The organism is Streptosporangium nondiastaticum (assembly GCF_003011965.1).
GTDB lineage: Bacteria > Actinomycetota > Actinomycetes > Streptomycetales > Streptomycetaceae > Streptomyces > Streptomyces nondiastaticus.
In genome coordinates, this window is record NZ_PXWG01000023.1 from 25,235 (window position 1) to 40,603 (window position 15,369).

15 protein-coding genes are annotated in these 15,369 nt (G+C 73.6%); 7 read left to right on the forward strand and 8 right to left on the reverse strand.

Annotated features, from left to right (window positions below):
* Positions 1 to 2: 2 nt before the first annotated feature.
* Complete coding sequence (locus B7P34_RS12435; RefSeq protein WP_106675916.1) at positions 3 to 2,225, reverse strand: NADP-dependent isocitrate dehydrogenase; 2,223 nt, start codon at positions 2,223 to 2,225, stop codon at positions 3 to 5.
* Between the two features lie 189 nt (positions 2,226 to 2,414).
* Between B7P34_RS12435 and B7P34_RS12440 the strand changes: the two genes are divergently transcribed.
* Positions 2,415 to 3,299, forward strand: a complete 885-nt coding sequence (locus B7P34_RS12440) for a sigma-70 family RNA polymerase sigma factor (protein ID WP_106675917.1) — start codon at positions 2,415 to 2,417, stop codon at positions 3,297 to 3,299.
* Positions 3,300 to 3,371: 72 nt separating this feature from the next.
* Here the strand turns inward: B7P34_RS12440 and B7P34_RS12445 are convergent, their stop codons facing one another.
* Positions 3,372 to 3,896: a MarR family winged helix-turn-helix transcriptional regulator gene (locus B7P34_RS12445; RefSeq protein WP_106675918.1), complete on the reverse strand. Its 525-nt coding sequence runs from the start codon at positions 3,894 to 3,896 to the stop codon at positions 3,372 to 3,374.
* A 100-nt stretch (positions 3,897 to 3,996) separates the two neighbouring features.
* On the opposite strand from B7P34_RS12445, the gene B7P34_RS12450 reads away from it, so the two are divergent.
* A complete protein-coding gene (locus B7P34_RS12450) occupies positions 3,997 to 4,920 on the forward strand; it encodes an EamA family transporter (protein ID WP_106675919.1) in 924 nt (307 codons plus the stop codon).
* A 29-nt stretch (positions 4,921 to 4,949) separates the two neighbouring features.
* Complete coding sequence (locus B7P34_RS12455) at positions 4,950 to 5,588, forward strand: NAD(P)-dependent oxidoreductase (RefSeq protein ID WP_106675920.1); 639 nt, start codon at positions 4,950 to 4,952, stop codon at positions 5,586 to 5,588.
* A 151-nt stretch (positions 5,589 to 5,739) separates the two neighbouring features.
* Here the strand turns inward: B7P34_RS12455 and B7P34_RS12460 are convergent, their stop codons facing one another.
* Both B7P34_RS12460 and B7P34_RS12465 read right to left on the reverse strand, forming a co-directional pair.
* On the reverse strand, positions 5,740 to 6,129 hold the full coding sequence (locus B7P34_RS12460; protein WP_106675921.1) for an RNA-binding S4 domain-containing protein: 390 nt from the start codon (positions 6,127 to 6,129) through the stop codon (positions 5,740 to 5,742).
* A gap of 10 nt (positions 6,130 to 6,139) precedes the next feature.
* The gene (locus tag B7P34_RS12465) at positions 6,140 to 7,594 is read right to left on the reverse strand and encodes a PLP-dependent aminotransferase family protein (protein ID WP_106675922.1); all 1,455 of its coding nucleotides are present in this window, start codon (positions 7,592 to 7,594) and stop codon (positions 6,140 to 6,142) included.
* 40 nt (positions 7,595 to 7,634) lie between these two features.
* Between B7P34_RS12465 and B7P34_RS12470 the strand changes: the two genes are divergently transcribed.
* Both B7P34_RS12470 and B7P34_RS12475 read left to right on the forward strand, forming a co-directional pair.
* Positions 7,635 to 8,528, forward strand: coding sequence for a DMT family transporter (locus B7P34_RS12470; RefSeq protein ID WP_223267780.1), 894 nt, complete (start codon positions 7,635 to 7,637; stop codon positions 8,526 to 8,528).
* 136 nt (positions 8,529 to 8,664) lie between these two features.
* Positions 8,665 to 8,865 carry a DUF1918 domain-containing protein gene (locus B7P34_RS12475; protein WP_106675924.1) on the forward strand — a complete coding sequence of 67 codons (201 nt, stop codon included), beginning with the start codon at positions 8,665 to 8,667 and terminating at the stop codon, positions 8,863 to 8,865.
* Positions 8,866 to 9,080: 215 nt separating this feature from the next.
* On the opposite strand, the gene B7P34_RS12480 is transcribed toward B7P34_RS12475, so the two are convergent.
* The gene (locus tag B7P34_RS12480) at positions 9,081 to 10,358 is read right to left on the reverse strand and encodes a glycoside hydrolase family 10 protein (RefSeq protein WP_223267781.1); all 1,278 of its coding nucleotides are present in this window, start codon (positions 10,356 to 10,358) and stop codon (positions 9,081 to 9,083) included.
* A gap of 194 nt (positions 10,359 to 10,552) precedes the next feature.
* Between B7P34_RS12480 and B7P34_RS12485 the strand changes: the two genes are divergently transcribed.
* Together B7P34_RS12485 and B7P34_RS12490 are read left to right on the forward strand one after the other, a co-directional pair.
* Entirely contained in the window at positions 10,553 to 11,410 is an 858-nt protein-coding gene (locus B7P34_RS12485; protein WP_189382720.1) for a 3-hydroxybutyryl-CoA dehydrogenase, read from the forward strand.
* A gap of 205 nt (positions 11,411 to 11,615) precedes the next feature.
* A complete protein-coding gene (locus tag B7P34_RS12490) occupies positions 11,616 to 11,873 on the forward strand; it encodes a hypothetical protein (protein WP_223267782.1) in 258 nt (85 codons plus the stop codon).
* Between the two features lie 37 nt (positions 11,874 to 11,910).
* Here the strand turns inward: B7P34_RS12490 and B7P34_RS12495 are convergent, their stop codons facing one another.
* The 3 genes from B7P34_RS12495 to B7P34_RS12505 all read right to left on the reverse strand — a co-directional run bounded on the left by B7P34_RS12495 (position 11,911) and on the right by B7P34_RS12505 (position 15,139).
* Positions 11,911 to 12,441, reverse strand: coding sequence for an NUDIX hydrolase (locus tag B7P34_RS12495; RefSeq protein WP_058045202.1), 531 nt, complete (start codon positions 12,439 to 12,441; stop codon positions 11,911 to 11,913).
* 46 nt (positions 12,442 to 12,487) lie between these two features.
* Positions 12,488 to 13,825, reverse strand: coding sequence for a tetratricopeptide repeat protein (locus B7P34_RS12500; protein ID WP_106675926.1), 1,338 nt, complete (start codon positions 13,823 to 13,825; stop codon positions 12,488 to 12,490).
* A gap of 105 nt (positions 13,826 to 13,930) precedes the next feature.
* Positions 13,931 to 15,139 carry a PP2C family protein-serine/threonine phosphatase gene (locus B7P34_RS12505; RefSeq protein WP_106675927.1) on the reverse strand — a complete coding sequence of 403 codons (1,209 nt, stop codon included), beginning with the start codon at positions 15,137 to 15,139 and terminating at the stop codon, positions 13,931 to 13,933.
* Positions 15,140 to 15,369: the final 230 nt, after the last annotated feature.

The window sequence follows — 15,369 nt, forward strand, 5'->3', positions numbered from 1 at the left end:
TGTCAGGCCAGGGTCGCCAGAGCCTGGTTGAACGTCGCCGACGGGCGCATGACGGCCGAGGCCTTCGTCACGTCGGGCTGGTAGTAGCCGCCGATGTCGGCCGGGGAGCCCTGCACCGCGATCAGCTCGGCGACGATGGTCTCCTCCTGCTCGGTCAGCGTCTTGGCCAGCGGCCCGAACGCCTCCGCGAGCTGCGCGTCGTCGGCCTGCTTCGCCAGCTCCTGGGCCCAGTACATCGCCAGGTAGAAGTGGCTGCCGCGGTTGTCGATGCCGCCCAGGCGGCGGCTCGGCGACTTGTCCTCGTTGAGGAAGGTGCCGGTCGCGCGGTCGAGGGTGTCGGCGAGGACCTTGGCGCGGGCGTTGCCCGTGGTCGTCGCGAGGTGCTCGAAGCTGGCCGCGAGGGCGAAGAACTCGCCGAGGCTGTCCCAGCGGAGGTAGTTCTCCTTGACGAGCTGCTGCACGTGCTTCGGGGCGGAGCCGCCGGCGCCGGTCTCGAACAGGCCGCCGCCGTTCATGAGCGGGACGACCGACAGCATCTTGGCGCTGGTGCCGAGCTCGAGGATCGGGAACAGGTCCGTCAGGTAGTCACGCAGGACGTTGCCGGTGACGGAGATCGTGTCCTCGCCGCGGCGGATGCGCTCCAGCGAGAACTTGGTCGCCTCGACCGGCGACATGATCTCGATCTGCAGGCCCTCGGTGTCGTGCTCCGGCAGGTACGCCTTGACCTTCTCGATGAGCTGCGCGTCGTGGGCGCGGTTCTCGTCGAGCCAGAAGACGGCCGGGACGCCGGTGGCGCGGGCGCGGGTGACGGCGAGCTTGACCCAGTCGCGGATCGGGGCGTCCTTGGCCTGGCACATGCGGAAGATGTCGCCCTGGCCGACCGCCTGCTCCAGGACCGCGTTGCCCGCGCCGTCGACGACCCGCACCGTGCCGGTGACGGGGATCTCGAAGGTCTTGTCGTGGCTGCCGTACTCCTCGGCCTTCTGGGCCATGAGACCGACGTTGGGCACGGAGCCCATCGTCGCCGGGTCGAGGGCGCCGTTGGCACGGCAGTCCTCGATGACGGCCTGGTAGACGCCCGCGTAGCTGCTGTCCGGCAGGACGGCGAGGGTGTCGGCCTCCTGGCCGTCCGGGCCCCACATGTGGCCGGAGGTACGGATCATGGCCGGCATGGAGGCGTCGACGATGACGTCGCTCGGGACGTGCAGGTTGGTGATGCCCTTGTCGGAGTCGACCATCGCCAGGGCCGGGCCCTCGGCGAGCTCGGCGTCGAAGGAGGCCTTGATCTCCTCGCCCAGGTGGGGAAGCGACTCCAGGCCCTTGAAGATGCCGCCGAGGCCGTCGTTCGGGCTCAGGCCGGCCGCGATCAGGACCTCGCCGTACTTCGCGAAGGTCTTCGGGAAGAAGGCGCGCACCACGTGGCCGAAGATGATCGGGTCGGAGACCTTCATCATCGTGGCCTTCAGGTGCACGGAGAACAGCACGCCCTCGGCCTTGGCACGGGCGACCTGCTCCGCCAGGAACTCGCGCAGCGCGGCGACGCGCATGACGGAGGCGTCGACGACCTCGCCCGCGAGGACGGGGACCGACTCGCGCAGGACGGTGGTGGAGCCGTCGTCGCCCTTGAGCTCGATGCGGAACGTGCCGTCCTCGGCGACGACCGCGGACTTCTCGGTGGAGCGGAAGTCGTCGACGCCCATGGTGGCGACGTTCGTCTTCGAGTCGGCCGACCAGGCGCCCATGCGGTGCGGGTGGGCCTTGGCGTAGTTCTTGACCGACGCCGGGGCGCGGCGGTCGGAGTTGCCCTCGCGCAGGACCGGGTTGACGGCGCTGCCCTTGACCTTGTCGTAGCGGGCGCGGATCTCGCGCTCCTCGTCGGTCTTCGGGTCGTCCGGGTAGTCCGGCAGGGCGTAGCCCTGGGCCTGCAGCTCGGCGACGGCGGCCTTCAGCTGCGGGATGGACGCCGAGATGTTCGGCAGCTTGATGATGTTGGCCTCGGGCTTCTTGGCCAGCTCACCCAGCTCGGCCAGCGCGTCGGGGATGCGCTGCCCCTCCTCCAGGTACTCCGGGAAGTGGGCGATGATGCGCCCCGCCAGCGAGATGTCACGCGTCTCCACGGTGACCCCGGCCGTCGAGGCGTAGGCCTGGACCACAGGCAGGAACGAGTGCGTGGCCAGGGCCGGGGCCTCGTCGGTGTGCGTATAGATGATGGTCGAGTCAGTCACCGGGTGCTCCGCTCCACGTCTGTAACATTGCTCGACATCAAGATATCTCGTGCCGGGGCCCCTCTCGACAGGACCCTGGCCACACTCACGTGTCACATCGGCCGCCGCCCCGGCCGTCACGCCGCCTGTCACATCGGTGCCCTCCCGCCCGTCATCTCTACGACGGATCGCGACGGAAGAGTGTGACCGATGAACGACAACGAATTCCTGGCGGAGCGCTTCGAGGCCCACCGCTCCCGGCTGCGGGCGGTCGCCTACCGCATGCTCGGCTCGCTCAGCGAGGCGGACGACGCCGTGCAGGAGGCGTGGCTGCGGCTCGACCGCTCCGGCGCGGACGGGGTCGCCAACCTCGGCGGGTGGCTGACCACGGTCGTCGGCCGGGTCTGCCTCGACATACTGCGCTCGCGCGCGTCGCGGGCCGAGGAGCCGCTGGACGTCCGGGTGCCCGACCCGGTCGTGAGCCGGAGCGAGGAAGAGGTCGACCCCGAGCACGAGGCACTCCTCGCGGACTCGGTCGGCCTCGCCCTGCTGGTCGTGCTGGACACGCTGGATCCGGCCGAGCGGCTGGCGTTCGTCCTGCACGACATGTTCGGCATGCCGTTCGACGAGATCGCGCCCATGGTCGGGCGGACGACGGCCGCGGCGCGGCAGCTCGCGAGCCGGGCGCGCCGCCGGGTGCGGGGCGCGGCCCCGGAGCCCGAGACGGACCTCGCCCGGCAGTGGAAGGTCGTCGACGCCTTCATGGCGGCCTCGCGCGCCGGCGACTTCGACGCCCTGCTGGCCGTGCTCGATCCGGACGTGGTGCTGCGGGCCGACGCCGGGGCGGGGGGCGTGCGCGGATCGCAGGAGGTCCGTGGTGCGCGGGAGGTGGCGGGGCAGGCCATGCTCTTCCGGTCCCCGGCCCTGTTCGCGCGCCGGGCCCTGGTCAACGGCGCCGCGGGGGTCGTCACGGCGCTGGAGGGGCGGCTGCTGTCCGTGCTGGGATTCACGATCGCGGACGGCCGGATCGTCGAGATCGACATCCTTGCGGACCCCGAGCGGCTCGGGCGGCTCGACGTGCGGACGGAGTTCTGAGACGGAGGTCTGAGGGGCGGGTGAAGGGAGAGATGGGGGGAGAGAGGGGAGGCGGGGGCTCGGCCCCGCCCCTCACGCCTTCTTGTCCTTCCCGCCCTTCCCGTCCTTCTCCTCGCTGAGTGACTCCAAGAGCGTCGCGAGGGTCGTCGCGAGCGCGTCGCGCTCCCCTTCCGTGAGCGCGGCGAGCAGGCGGGCCTCGGTGGCGACGTGGTCGGGCAGGGCCTCGTCGATGAGGTCGCGGCCGGCGTCCGTGAGGGCGACGACGACGCTGCGTCCGTCCGAGGCACTGGGGCTGCGGCTCACCAGGCCGCGGGCCTCCAGGCGGTCGAGGCGCTGCGTGATCGCCCCCGAGGTGACCATCGAGGACCGCATGAGCTCGGCGGGGGTCAGGCTGTGCGGCGGGTCGCTGCGCCGCAGGGTCGCGAGCACGTCGAAGGACGCGGCGTCGAGGCCGTGGGCGGTGAAGGTGCGGCGCAGTTCGGCGTCCACGAGGCGGGACAGCCGGGAGAGCCGGCCGATCACCGCCATCGGCGAGACATCGAGGTCGGGGCGGCGTACGGCCCACTGTGCGAGCACCAGGTCGACGTGGTCTGCCATCGCTCCAGCGTAAAGGACCGACGTCAATTGCCTTAGCGGTGAGGTACCTCACGTCGGCCACCCCTGCCCAGATGTCTTAGCGCTGAGATACATTGCTTTAGTGCTAAGCAATCGAGTCGGAACCCTGCTGCTCACCGCCCTGGCGCCCGCCGTCTGGGGCACCACCTACCTCGTCACGACCGAGCTCCTCCCGCCGGGCCGTCCGCTGCTCGCCGCGGTCGTCCGCGCCCTGCCCGCGGGGCTCGCGCTCGTCGCCGTCACGCGGCGGCTGCCGCAGGGCGTGTGGTGGTGGCGGGCGCTGGTGCTCGGCGCGCTCAACATCGGCGCGTTCTTCGCGCTGCTGTTCGTCGCCGCGTACCGGCTGCCCGGCGGGGTCGCCGCGACCGTCGGCGCGATACAGCCGCTGCTGGTCGCCGTGCTCTCCTCCGGCCTGCTCGGCGAGCGGCTCAGGCCGCGCACACTGATCGCCGCCGTCGCCGGCGTGGCGGGCGTCAGCCTGCTCGTCCTGCGGGCCGGCGCACGGCTGGACGGGCTCGGCGTCGCCGCCGCGGCCGGCGGGGCCGTCGTCATGGCCACCGGCGTCGTCCTCAGCAAGCGCTGGACATCGCCCGCGCCGCTGCTCGCGACCACCGGTTGGCAGCTCGTCGCCGGCGGACTGCTCCTCCTCCCCGTCGCCCTCTTCACCGAGGGCCCGCCGCCCGCGCCGACGAGCACGAACCTCGCCGGCTACGCCTACCTCGCCGTCATCGGCTCGGCCCTCGCGTACGCCCTGTGGTTCCGCGGGATCCGCCTGCTCACCCCCACCGACGTCACGTTCCTCGGACTCCTCAGCCCGCTCGTCGCCACGGTGCTCGGCTGGCTGGCGCTCGGTCAGGAACTCACCGTCGCGCAGGGGTTCGGCGCGGTCGTCGTCCTCGGGTCGCTCGTCGCGGCGCAGGGAGGACGCGGGCGCGGCTCGCGCAGCACGCACACCCTTCCCCCCACGGACCGGCCGGCGGCCGGGACGACCTCATCCACCGCTTGATCCACCACACAGCACAGGAGCTGACAGTCATGCGCATCACCGTCTTCGGAGCGGCCGGCAACGTGGGAAGCCGCGTGGTGGCCGAAGCCCTCTCCCGCGGCCACCACGTCACCGCCGTCGTACGCGACGCCGCCCGCTTCCCCGAACTGCCGGCCGCGGCGGAGGCCCGTACGGGCGACGCCTCGAACCCGGACGACGTCGCCCGGCTCAGCGCCGGGCAGGACGTCGTGATCGGCGCGACCCGCCCCGCGCCCGGCAGCGAGCGGCAGCTCGTCGCCGCCACGGAGGGGCTGCTGGCCGGGCTCGCCCGCACGGGGGTGCGGCTGCTGCTCGTCGGCGGCGCGGGCAGCCTGACCCTCCCCGGCACCGAGGGCACCACCGTGATCGACGGGCCCGGTTTCCCCGCCGACTGGCGGCCCATCGCCCTGGCCTGCAACGACCAGCTCGCGGCCTGCCGGGCGGACCAGGAGGTCGACTGGGCCTACCTGAGCCCGGCCGCCCTCCTGGAACCGGGCGAGCGCACCGGCCGGTACCGGCTGGGCAAGGACGAACTCCTGGTGGACGCCGAGGGCGTCTCGGCCATATCGATGGAGGATCTGTCCGTGGCCCTCCTCGACGAGGCGGAGCGCCCGGCGCACCACCGGGCCAGGTTCACGGTCGCGTACTGACCGCGGGCACGGCGGGGCCGCGGGCACGGCGGGGCCGCGGGCACGGCGGGGCCGCGGACACGACGGGGCCGCGAGCACGGCGGGGCCGCGGCCGCGGTTGAGCCGGCGGGCACGACGGGGCGGCGGCGGTCCGGCCGCGGGCCGCCCCGTCTCAGCGCCCCCTGCCGCCCTGCAAGCGTTCCAGTTCGCGGCGGTCCCGCTTCGTGGGGCGCCCCGTGCCGCGGTCCCGGACGGCTGCCACGGCCACGTGTTCGCGCGGCGGCTCGGGCGGGGAGTTGTCGACGTAGCACTCCGCCGCGACGGGCGCGCCGACGCGCTTGCTGATGAGGCGCGACACGACGACGACGCGCTCGCGCCCGGCGAGCCGCACCCGCACCTCGTCCCCGACGCGGACCGGCTGGGCCGGCTTGGCCCGATCGCCGTTGACGCGCACGTGTCCCGCGCGGCAGGCCGTACCCGCCGCGGAGCGCGTCTTGGCGAGCCGTACGGACCAGATCCAGCTGTCGACCCGCACCGGGCCGTTCCCCTCGTCTGAAGCCATGTCTCCGACTCTAGCCGGGCGCGCCCGGCACCCCGTGGAACGCCGTTCGCAGCCGCCCCACGCCCTCCGCGAGCTCCGCCACGCCCGCGGCGGCCGCGAAGCTGAGCCGCAGGTGCGGGGCGGCGGATTCCGCGGGGTAGGAGGGGCGGCCGGAGGCGACGGCGACGCCGGCCCGCAGCGCGGCCGCGGCCAGGGCGTCCTCGTCCGTGCCGTCCGGGAGCCGGGCCCACATGTGGAAGCCGCCGGGCGGGGCGAAGTCCACGGTGACCTCGGGGAGTTCGCGGCGTAGCGCGGTGAGCAGCGCCTCGCGGCGGATGCGCAGTTCGGCGGCGACGGTGCGCCGGTGGCGGGTCCAGGCGGGCGAGCCGACGAGTTCGAGGGCGGCTTCCTGCAGGGGCCGCGGCACGAAGAAGCTGTCGACGACCTGGATGGCCCGCAGGCGTTCGAGGACGGGCCCGCGGGCGGCGAGGGCGCCCACGCGCAGGCTGGGCGAGGTGGCCTTGGTGAGGGAGCAGACGTGGACGACGATGCCGTCGGGGTCGTCGGAGGCGAGCGTGGGCGGCAGCGGCGGGGCGTCCTCGTGGGCGAGGCGGCGCGCGAAGTCGTCCTCGATGACGAAGGCCCCGGCCTCGCGGGCCACCCGCATCACCTCGCGCCGTCGCTCGTCGGCCAGGACCGCGCCGGAGGGGTTCTGGAAGAGCGGCTGGCAGACGAAGACGCGGGCGCCGCTCGCCCGGAACGCGTCGGCGAGGAGGTCCGTGCGCACGCCGTGCGCGTCCGCCGGGACGGGGACGGGCCGCAGGCCGGAGGCGCGGGCGACGGCGAGCATGCCGGGGTAGGTCGGGGACTCGACGAGGACCGGCGCGCCCGGCGGGGCGAGGGCCCGCAGCGCGGCGGTCAGCGCGCTCTGGCCGCCGGCGGTGATGAGCACCTCGGAGGCGGCGACGGTGCCGGCGGGGCCGCCGATCTCGCGGGCGAACCAGGCGCGCAGCTCCGTCACGCCCTCGATGGGCGGGCGGCCCCAGGCGCCGGGGCGGCGGCCGGCGCGGCCGAGTGCCGCGGCGAGGGCGCGCTCGGGCTGCAGGGCGGGGTGGAGGTAGCCGCCGCTGAGCTCGATGACGCCGGGCGGCGGCTCGGCGAGCGTGATGAGCACGCCCGTGGCGTCGACGGCGCGCGGGATCGCCTCGGCGGCGCTCTCGGCGCTGAGGGCGACCTGCTGCCAGGAGGTGTCGCCGAGGCGGGCGGGCGGGCTGTGCGGGGCGGCACGGAAGGCGCCCGCGCCGGGCCGGGTGATCACCAGTCCCTCGGCGGCGAGCGCGGCGAGCGCCCGGGAGACGGTGACGGGGCTGACGCGGAAACGCTCGACGAGGGCCCGGCTCGACGGCAGCTTCTCACCCGGAGAGTAGCGGTCGAGCTCCCTTTTCAGGGTTTCGGCCAGTTCAGCGACGCTGTTACGCTCATGCATGAGACTCAAAGATAGCGCTATCCGTCCGACCGCGATAGCAGTGCAGCGCCCCGCGAGCACCTCCCCCTCGGCCGTCCGCACGCGGAGCGGCGTCCTGCTGGCCGCCCTGGGCGTGGCCGCCTTCTCGCTGACGTTCCCCGCCACGGCCTGGGCCCTGGAGGGGCTCGGCCCGTGGTCCCTGGTCAGCTGCCGGATGCTGCTCGGCGGCCTGATCGCGGGCGGCTGCCTGCTGGCGCTGCGCGTACGGGCCCCCGCCCGCCGCCACTGGCCGGCGCTGTGCGCGGTGGCCGGCGGCACGGTCGTCGGCTTCCCCCTGCTGACCACGCTGGCACTGCAGACCTCCACCACTTCGCACGCCGCGGTCGTCGTGGGCCTGCTGCCGCTGACGACTGCCGCCTACTCGTCCGTACGGAACCGGACGCGTCACTCGCGCACGTTCTGGGGCGCGGCCGTCGTGGGCGCCGCCGTGGTGATCGCCTTCGCCGTGCAGCAGAGCGGCGGCAGCCCCTCGACCAGTGACCTGTACCTGTTCGGGGCGCTGCTCGTGTGCGCGGCGGGTTACGCGGAGGGCGGGCAGCTGGCCCGGGAGATGCCGGGCTGGCAGGTCATCGCCTGGGCGCTGGTGCTGTGCCTGCCGGTGGCGGCCGCGGGGGCCGCGCTGGCGCTGCCGGCCGAGCCCGTACGGCTGACGGGCCACACGATCGCGGGGCTGCTGTGGCTGGCCGCGGGGTCGCAGTTCGTGGGCATGTGGGTCTGGTACCGCGGCATGAGCGCGATCGGCGTGGCCCGCGCCAGCCAGCTGCAGCTGGCCCAGCCGCTGCTCACCCTGGTCTGGTCCGTGCTGCTGCTCGGCGAGAGCCTGACGCCCGCCGCGCCGGTGGCCGCGGTGGCGGTGCTCGTGTGCATCGGGGTGACGCAGCGGGCGCGCGGCTGAGCGGGGCGCGGGGCGCATTGCTCCACCTGGCCGAGGGACGGGCCATATACCGCCGGTCACCGTAGACTTGGGAGCATCCCAGCGCACATCTCGAATCGCGAATCTCGAACGGAACTCGAACAGAAGGGCACCGTCGATGCATGCGAGCAAAGGTGACCACCTGGTGGTGCACGGCCGGGTCGTCGGCACGAAGGACCACGTCGTGGAGATCGTGGAGGTGCTGGGTCCCAACGGCAATCCGCCCTACCGGGTCCGCGACGGCAAAGGCCACGAGACGATCATGTCGCCCGGCCCGGACTCGGTGGTCGACCACCGCAAGGCCTCCGGCCAGGGCTAGCCGATCGGGCTCCCCTCCGGCCCCCGGGGCCCGCACCCCTTCCTTCCGCCGCAGCGGCGCTCCACCCCTGCGGCGGCGGGATCCGGCTGTGCCGCAGGCACCTCAGGTGGGTCCGGCACCGACGGAAAGGCCGTAGGGGGCTCGTCGCCGTCGCGGCGGAGGCAGACTGCCGGGACCGGCGCAGGGCGCTGCGGCGGTCCGTCGGGCCGCCGCGGTCAGCGCGGCGGACGCACCCGTGCCGGGTAGTGGTCCTTGACCACCCGCGCCATCGCTCCTATCGGGTCCGCCACGACCTGCTTGGCGGAGAAGTACACGTTTCCCAGCACCTCCGCGTACCCCCGCCCGAGGGCCACGTGCCGGGAGAGTTCGGCCGGGTCCTGCCAGGGCGCGGGCTGGGCGGGGTCGCCCGCCCGGTACAGCGCCTCGCCGATGTACAGCCGCACGCCCGTGCCGCGCACGGCCTCGGCCCACCACGGCACGAGCTTCGCGTAGTCCGCGGCGGGGAAGCCGATGTGCCAGTACACCTGCGGCACGATGTAGTCGATCCACTCCTCGCGGACCCACTTGCGCGTGTCCGCGCCGAGGTCGTCGTAGGTCTGGACGCCCGCGCGGGTGTCCGAGCCGAGCGGGTCGGTGGAGCGGTTGCGCCAGACCGCGAACGGGCTGATCCCGAACTGCACGTGCCGCTTGCGCCGCTTGATGCGCTGCCCCATCTCCCGCACCAGCCGGTCGATGTTGTCGCGCCGCCAGGCGGCCCGGTCGGGGAAGCCGGAGCCGTAGCGGGCGTACGCGGCGTCGTCGTCGAAGCACTGTCCCGCCACGGGGTACGGGTAGAAGTAGTCGTCGAAGTGCACGCCGTCGAGGTCGTAGCGGGAGACGGCGTCGAGCATGGCGTCCTGCACGAACCGGCGCACCTCGGGCAGGCCGGGGTTGTAGTAGAGCTTCCCGCCGTAGGGGACGACCCACTCGGGGTGGATGCGGGCGGGGTGCGTGGGAACGAGCCGGCCGGGGTCGGTGTGGTTGGCGATGCGGTAGGGGTTGAACCAGCCGTGCAGTTCGAGTCTTCGCCGGTGGGCCTCGCGGACGGCGAAGGAGAGCGGGTCCCAGCCCGGGTACAGCCCTTGAGCGCCCGTCAGGTACTCCGACCACGGCTCGAACGGGGAGGGCCAGAAGGCGTCCGCGGTGGGGCGGATCTGCAGCATCACGGCGTTCAGCCGGCGCTCCACGGCGGCCTCGAACAGGGCGGTCAGCTCGTCCTGCTGCTGCCGGGGCGTCAGGCCCGGCTTCGACGGCCAGTCGACGTTGACGACGGTCGCCGCCCACATCCCCCGGAACTCGCGCCGGCGCCCGGGAGTGCCTCCCGGCCGGGAGAGCCCGGCTTCCGCGGGCGCGGGCTCCCGCCCGCTCGCTCGCACCGCTCCCGCCTCGCCGGGTGCCGGCAGCGCGGAGGACATCATCCCCGCGGCGGCCACGGTGAACCCTCTTCGGGTCATACGCCCCATATGCGGGACCTCTCTTCGCCGTGTCGTCGGATCGGTCACACCGTTCGAGGCCAGCATGCCCGCCCCGGCACCGCCGGGACCGCACGGCGCGGAGTAACGTCTGGAACGAGGCGGAGAGCGCGGCAGGGAACGCGGCGCCCCGCCGGACGACCAAGATCAGCGAAAGGCACGATGTGACGGACACTGTGGCAGACGTAGCGCGTGTCGGGGTGGTGGGCTGCGGCCAGATGGGCGCGGGGATCGCGGAGGTGTGTGCCCGTGCCGGTCTGGACGTCATGGTCGCCGAGACCACCGGCGAGGCCCTGGAGATCGGCCGCACCCGCCTGACCAACTCCCTCGGCAAGGCCGCCGAGCGCGGCAAGATCTCCGAGGAGGAGCGCGACGCGACGCTCGGCCGGCTGAGCTTCACCACCGACCTCGGCGAGTTCGCCGACCGTGACCTGGTCATCGAGGCCGTCGTCGAGAACGAGCAGGTCAAGACCGAGATCTTCCAGGTGCTCGACCAGGTGGTCACCCGCCCCGACGCGATCCTGGCCTCCAACACCTCCTCGATCCCGCTGGTGAAGCTGGCCGTGGCCACCTCCCGGCCGGACCGGGTCATCGGCATCCACTTCTTCAACCCGGCCCCGGTGCAGAAGCTCGTGGAGCTCATCCCGGCGCTCACCACCAGCGAGGAAACGATCAAGCGCGCCGACGCGCTGGTCGCCAACGTGCTGGGCAAGCACGCGATCCGCGCCCAGGACCGCTCGGGCTTCGTGGTCAACGCCCTCCTCATCCCGTACCTGCTCTCCGCGATCCGGATGTTCGAGTCGGGCATCGCCAGCCGCGAGGACATCGACAACGGCATGGAGCTCGGCTGCGCCCACCCGATGGGCCCGCTCAAGCTCGCCGACCTCATCGGCCTGGACACCGTGGCCTCGGTCGCCGACAGCATGTACCAGGAGTACAAGGAGCCGCTGTACGCCGCTCCCCCGCTGCTCCAGCGCATGGTCGACGCGGGCCGCCTCGGTCGCAAGACCGGCTCGGGCTTCTACTCGTACTGATCCCTCGTACGCCGCACCGGCCCCTCGTACGTAAAGCCCGTACCCGTACGGGCGTCACGCACCGTCACCGCCGCACACCCGTGTTCGCACGGGGTGTGCGGCGGTGACTCGCATATACCCCCCGCACACGCTCCCGTTCCGCGCCGCCACGCGATTGACTCGGCTCGTCGGACACACAGGAGTCATTCCGGAAGGGGTACGGACCGTGACCATGCATCCCGAGCAGGCCACCAGAACGGCTGAGCTCGCGGAGCTCCGTCGTAGCCTCGACGTCGGCGTCGTCCGCATCGACGGCCACCTCGCCCTCCTCACCCAGCGCAGCGACCAGTCGGAACGCGATCTCACGGAGATGTCGGACCGGGTGCGGGCCCTGGAGCACGGCAGGTGGCCCCTGCCCTCGCTGGCCGCGCTCACCGGGGTCGCCGCCCTGGCACTCGCCGTCTGGCAGGCGACCGGCCGGTGAGCGCGGGACGTGCCGCGGCCGGGTGCGGGGCCGCGCGCTAGCCGAGCCTGATGTGGTGGAGCAGGAGCAGCGCCGCCGCCATGTTCGCGGCCGGCACCTCACCGCGGCCGATCATGTCGGGCACCAGCTTCAGCGGCACCCACTCGCGCCGGTCGGACTCGAAGTCGTCCTCCGGGTCGCCGATGTACTCGGCCTCGTCGGACCAGTAGATGTGGTGCCGGGCGTCGGTGAGGCCGTTGGACGGCTCCACGGACATCAGGTGCCGCAGCGGGCCCGGCCGCCACCCGGTCTCCTCCTCCATTTCGCGGGCCGCCGCGCCGGCGAGGTCCTCGCCGTCCTCGACGACGCCGGCGGCCAGCTCCCAGCCCCAGTTGTCGGTGATGAAGCGGTGCCGCCACAGCAGCAGGACCTCGTTGGCCTCGTTGACCACCGTGGCGACGGCGACGGGCCGCAGCCTGATGAGGAAGTGGTCGAGATGGCGGCCGTCGGGGAGTTGAACGTCTGCGAGATTGACCCGGAACCAGCGGTTCGCATAAACCGTCCGCTCCCTGAGATTCTTCCAACGCACGTGTTGCCACCTTCCGCCGAGGTGGCCACCTCCCCGGGCGCTGTCCTCACAGGGGCACGCGCAACGCCCCGTCGATCATCTCGGCGGCCTCGGCAGTGGCCGCACACCCACTTTCGATCAGGTGCTCGCGCACCGCCCGGAGCCGGTCCCGTAAGCGCTGCGATTCCATGCCTCTCGCCTGCTCGGTCATCTCCCGCGCGGTGGCCACCGCCTTGTCCGCGTCTCCTTGACGCAGCTCGATGTGCGTGAGCATGGCGAGCCGGTGGACACGTCCCCGGTCGTGGGCGGGGGTGTCGACGGCCCGGTCCGCGTGCTCACGGGCGGGTCCGAGGTCGCCGAGGCTCAGCAGCGCCTCCGCCACCTGCACGTTCACCAGGCCGGGCTGCACATAGCCGGTCTCGGCGGGCTCCTGGCCGCGGCGGATGCGCTCGGCGGCGGTCTCGGCGCGGCGGATGCAGGCGAGCGCACCGGCACCGTCGCCGAGCCGGGCGTACGCCTTGGCCTGCATCGCGTAGAGATCCGCCGCGAGGGCGGGGGTCAGCTCCGTGCCCGCGGCCCGCAGCGCGGACTCGGCGAACGCGACGGCCTGCCGGTACTCGCGCATGAACAGCGACTGGTTGACGAGCAGGGCGATGACGTAGCCGCCGAGGCCGCGGTCGCCGCTGGCCTTGGCCAGCCGCAGCGCCTGGTGGAAGTAGCGCTGGGCCAGGCCGTGCGCGTCCGAGTCGTACGCGCAGATGCCGGCGACGGCGACCAGCCCGCCGGTGGCCCGGTGCAGCTGACGGCCCGTCTCATCGGTGTAGCTGCCGCGCAGCAGCGGGGCCGCCTCGGCGTTGAGGAAGCCGACGACCCGGACGCGCGTCGCGATGCCGCCGGCCTTGCGGTACATCTGCTCGTAGTGGGTGCGGGCCGCGCGCAGCATCTCGATGTCGTCCATGGAGACCCGGGTGAGGCCGCGCCGGGAGACGTCGGCGTCCTCGGGCGGGTTCTCCCACTCCCAGACCGGGATGACGGCCGGGGTCCCGGTGACGGCGGGGGCGGTGACGACGTGCTCGCGCTGCTGCTCGTCGGAGCGCCAGAGGGCGGTGGCCCGCTCGACGAAGCCGGAGAGCGGGGTGTTGGGCAGGCGCGGGCTGCCCGGGGTGCCGAGGCCGATGTCGTCGAGGGTCAGCGGGCGGTGCAGCCGCTCGCCGAGCACCTCGCAGATCAGATCCGGCACCTGGCCGCGGGGCCGCTGGCCCTTCAGCCAGCGGGCGACGGCGGTGTGCTCGTACCGCAGGGACAGCCCCCGGGCCCGGCCCGCCGCATTGATGTGCGCGGCCAGTCCGGCGTGGGATATGCCTGCTTCGTCGAGGATGGCGTCTAGGAGAGTGTTGGGCTCCATCCTGCCCCTCCGCATGCGCTCGGTGGGCCCAGCGTAGTGGAGATCCCTTCGCACGGGGTGTGAACCGGCCGTGACGGAGCGTCAGTTGGAGGGGGCCGGGGGCCGTCAGCGGCGGGGGCGGCCCGAGCGGACCAGGCACGGGCGCGGCCCGTGCTCCGCGGCGCGGCGGCGGTCGTTGCTCAGCACCAGCAGGGCGATGTCGTCGGTGAGCCGGCCGCCGGTGTGCCGCAGGAGGGCGGCCTGGACGCGGTCGATGACGCGGGAGGGGACGATGGGCGCCCCGCCGGCGGCATCACCGAGGACCCTGGCCAGCGGGAAGAACGCTCCGGCCGCATCGCGCGCGTCCTCCGCGCCGTCCGTGTGGAGCACCAGGGCGTCGCCGGGCAGCAGCCGGGTCAGGCGGGCGACGGGCAGCTCGGGCGGCAGCGGGAAGAGGCCGAGCGGCGGCAGCGGATCGCCGCGGCCCACGGCGGCGGCGCGGGCGCTCACGCCATCGCCGTCCCCGGCCGGGCAGGCGAGGCGGTACGGCCAGGGGTGGCCGCAGTTGAGCGCGGTGACCACGCCGTCGGAGCAGACCTCCAGGAGCAGGAGGGTCACGAAGTCCTCGCCCAGCCAGCGTTCCGCTTCGCCCCCGGGCCCGGCCCTCCCCTCGGCGCGGGCCCGCTCGCACAGATGGCGCTGGAGGGCGCGGTCGAGACGGCGGAGCACATCGGCGAGATCGGGCTCGTCGTGGGCGGCCTCGCGGAAGCTGCCGAGGACGGCGGCGACGGTGGAGATCGCGGTGAGGCCGTGGCCGCGGACGTCCCCCATGACGATGCGCACGCCGTACGGCGTGGCCAGCGCCTCGTACAGATCGCCGCCGACGAGGGCGCCCTCGCTGACGGAGAGGTGGCCGCCGGCGACGGTGATGCCGTCGAGCCGGGGCGGCAGGGGGCGGAGCACCACGCTCTGGGCGGTGGCGGCGACCTCGCGGGCGCGCTCCAGCTCGCGCAGGAGCCGGCGGCGGCGCACGGTGACGGCGCAGCCCGCGGCGGCGACGGCGAGGATCGCGCAGCAGGTGCCGACGCGCATGCCGGCGTCCGCGCGGCCGGCCGATCCCAGGGGCACGAGGGCGAGGATCGCGCAGGCGCCCGCGGCGGCCACGCACTGGCGGCGGCCGGTGCCCGCGCAGGCGATGGCGGGCGCGGCGGCGAGCAGCTGCACGGCCTGTCCGCGGGGGCTCAGCAGCTCCCACACGACCACTCCCAGTACCCACAGCCCGGGGAGAGCGAAGACCACCCCCCGCCGCCAGCGCACCGCTCTTGTCCGGATCATGCCGTTGGCCCCCCTAGCAGCAATGACGCCCTCGATTCTCGCGAGTGTTCAGCGCTAAGTAACGACCCGGACCCTCGTTTCCACCCTATTGAGTGATATTCGGACACTCCTGAGCGAGGGAACGCGCGAGGGGCGCACCCGGTTCACCCGGGTGCGCCCCTCGTTCCGGCTGCTTTTCCGCGGTCTCCCGCGGCTTCATTCAGCCTCCGCCGACTGTTTTCGGCCGCCGC